The following is a 2435-nucleotide window of genomic DNA, read 5'->3' as shown; positions in this document are numbered from 1 at the left end:
TCTGTCAGCCGCGCTTCGGTGTAGCGCATGGCCGCCGCGTTATCGCCGTCCACATTGCCGAAATTGCCCTGACCATCCACCAGCGGATAGCGGACCGAGAAGTCCTGTGCGAGACGCACCAGCGCGTCATAAACCGACTGGTCGCCATGCGGGTGGTAGCGGCCAATGACATCACCCACAACGCGCGCCGATTTCTTGAACCCCTGCCCCGGCTCCAGCCTGAGCTGCCGCATGGCAAAGAGCACCCGGCGGTGAACCGGCTTCAGCCCGTCACGCACATCCGGCAGCGCCCGATGCATGATGGTCGAAAGCGCATAGGCAAGATAACGCTCCTCCAGCGCCTCGCGCAGATTGATCTCGTGGTCGGGCTCGGGCGGTGTGATGATCTTGGTCATGTCTTTGACTTCTCTAGGGCTTGTAGCGATACGAGCAAAACCCGGTGCCCACGGCTCTGGATTGCTGCGTCGGCCTATGGCCTCCTCGCAATGGCAATGAATATATCAGCGATTCGGCGCTTACCCCGCCCGGGCGGCGATCTTCTCCAGAAGCCTTATCCGCGCATCGGGCAAATGCCGCTCATGCGCGGCGAAGAGGTGCCGGTCAAGGAAATGCCCCGTGAGGCGCAGGCCCTCGGCAACATCAGCAAGCGATGCCTCCCCTACCTGTGTGCCCACAAGGAAAGAGGGCAAGCGGAAGAGGCGGTCCTTGTAAGGCTCGCCCGCCCCCCGGCTCACCGCGCTGCCGCTTTTCGGCGAGACATAGATGAGGTCATCCCGCGAACCCGTTGCCGCGCAGCGCGTGAGGTCCAGCCCGAAGCCCAGCTCCTGCAGCAGCCCGAGTTCCCACCGCACGAAAATCGCGGGCCAGACATCCGGGTCGAGCAGAGTTTCCAGCAGCACCTCATAGCCGTCATAAAGTGCCGGATGCGCCTCCCGCTCGGGCACGATTCCGCAAACAGCACTCGCGGCACTGAGCGCAAGCAGCGCCAGCGGATCATCCATGAGAAGCCCCGCCAGCGGTCTCACAAGTTCGACCTGATAGGTGCCGAGATGTTCCGACAGGCGCGCGCGCCAATGGGCCGAGAGCTTGTTCCCCGGCTGGAGTACGCTGCGCAGCCGCCGTCCCGCGCCGCCATGCACGAGTCCGAGATAGCGCCCCTGCTCCCGAGTGAACAATTCGAGGATAGCGCCCGTTTCGCCATAAGGGCGCGCCGACAGCACAATCCCTTCGTCTCGCCAGTCCATTTTCGTTCCTGTTCGTCTCCCGTCTTATAGCGCCGTTCGCTGTGCATGGCGACGGAACACGATTGTGATTTATCCCCTTGCGGATTCGGGTTGGCGCAGCCGCCTTCGGCGTGTAAACACCGAAAGAGAACCTTACCGGAAGCATTATGTGGGCACGGTACAAGCATTATGTCTGGCCGGCGATCGGGCTTGCCGCGGTCGCCTTTTCGGCATGGCTTCTTTTTCACGAGATCCGTCACCTCTCTCTGGAAGATGTGTCGGAAAGCCTCGTTGCCATCCCGCTGCACCGCTGGCTCCTTGCGGGCGCCTCAACCGTGCTCGCCTATATGGCCCTGGCGGAATATGACCGCCTCGCGCTGAACCATCTCGGGCGCTCGCTCCCCTGGAGCTTTGTCGCCACCACCTCCTTCACCACCTATGCGCTGGCTCACAATATCGGCGCTTCCGTCTTTTCGGGCGCTTTCGTCCGGTATCGCGCCTACACCTCGCAGGGGCTGGGCAGCGGCGAGATCGGTGTTCTCGTGGCGCTCTGTTCCTTCACCTTCGCGCTCGGCACGGTGCTTCTCGGCGGTCTGGTACTCGTCACCCAGCCGGAACCCTTCACCCTGCTCTTCGAGGACATATCGACCGAGGTGCTGAGGGGGTTTGGTGTCTTGCTGTTGACCCTGGTGGCGCTTTATGTGATCGGCAGCTGGCTTCACTTTCAGCCGCTGCGCATCGGGTCTTTCGAGCTGGTTTATCCGCGCCTGCCGATAGTCTGGCGGCAGCTCATCATCGGCCCTCTGGAACTGATCGGCGCTGCCGGCATCCTCTATTTCGCCCTGCCGGCGGAAGGCAATCCGGGCTTCATCGTGGTGCTTGGCATCTTCCTCGCCTCCTTCTCCATCGCCCTTCTTTCCCACGCGCCCGGTGGCCTTGGCGTATTGGAGATCGTCTTTCTGGCAGGGCTTCCCGGCCTTGATCCGGCCGATGTGCTGGCGGCACTCATTGTATTCCGCCTCTTCTACCTGATCGTGCCCCTGCTCGTGTCGCTCTTCATCATTCTCGCCTTTGAACATTCCCAGTTCACCAAGCGGGAAAAAGAAAAATAGCGCGTCATTTATCGGGGAAATCGAGGCCCATCTCGCGATAGCGTTCACGGTCGTCGGACCAGTTCTCGCGCACCTTCACGAAAAGGAACAGATGCACCCG

General features: G+C 61.8%; 3 protein-coding genes. 1 reads left to right on the top strand and 2 read right to left on the bottom strand.

Going from position 1 to position 2435, the window contains the following annotated elements; all coding sequences use genetic code 11:
- The coding region (locus WBF74_RS08430) for a DNA gyrase subunit A (protein ID WP_424438070.1) at positions 1–395 on the bottom strand (395 nt) is incomplete at its 3' end.
- A gap of 120 nt (positions 396–515) precedes the next feature.
- The gene (gene recO, locus WBF74_RS08425) at positions 516–1244 is read right to left on the bottom strand and encodes a DNA repair protein RecO (protein ID WP_424438067.1); all 729 of its coding nucleotides are present in this window, start codon (positions 1242–1244) and stop codon (positions 516–518) included.
- A gap of 146 nt (positions 1245–1390) precedes the next feature.
- On the opposite strand from recO, the gene WBF74_RS08420 reads away from it, so the two are divergent.
- Positions 1391–2335 (top strand): lysylphosphatidylglycerol synthase transmembrane domain-containing protein, encoded by a 945-nt coding sequence (locus WBF74_RS08420; protein WP_424438062.1) that lies wholly within the window; start codon positions 1391–1393, stop codon positions 2333–2335.
- The last annotated feature ends 100 nt before the right edge of the window (positions 2336–2435 follow it).

Source organism: Parvibaculum sp. (assembly GCF_049672805.1).
Lineage (GTDB): Bacteria > Pseudomonadota > Alphaproteobacteria > Parvibaculales > Parvibaculaceae > Parvibaculum.
Note: the sequence above shows the minus strand (reverse complement) of the source record. Positions and strands in the feature narration are given on the sequence as shown.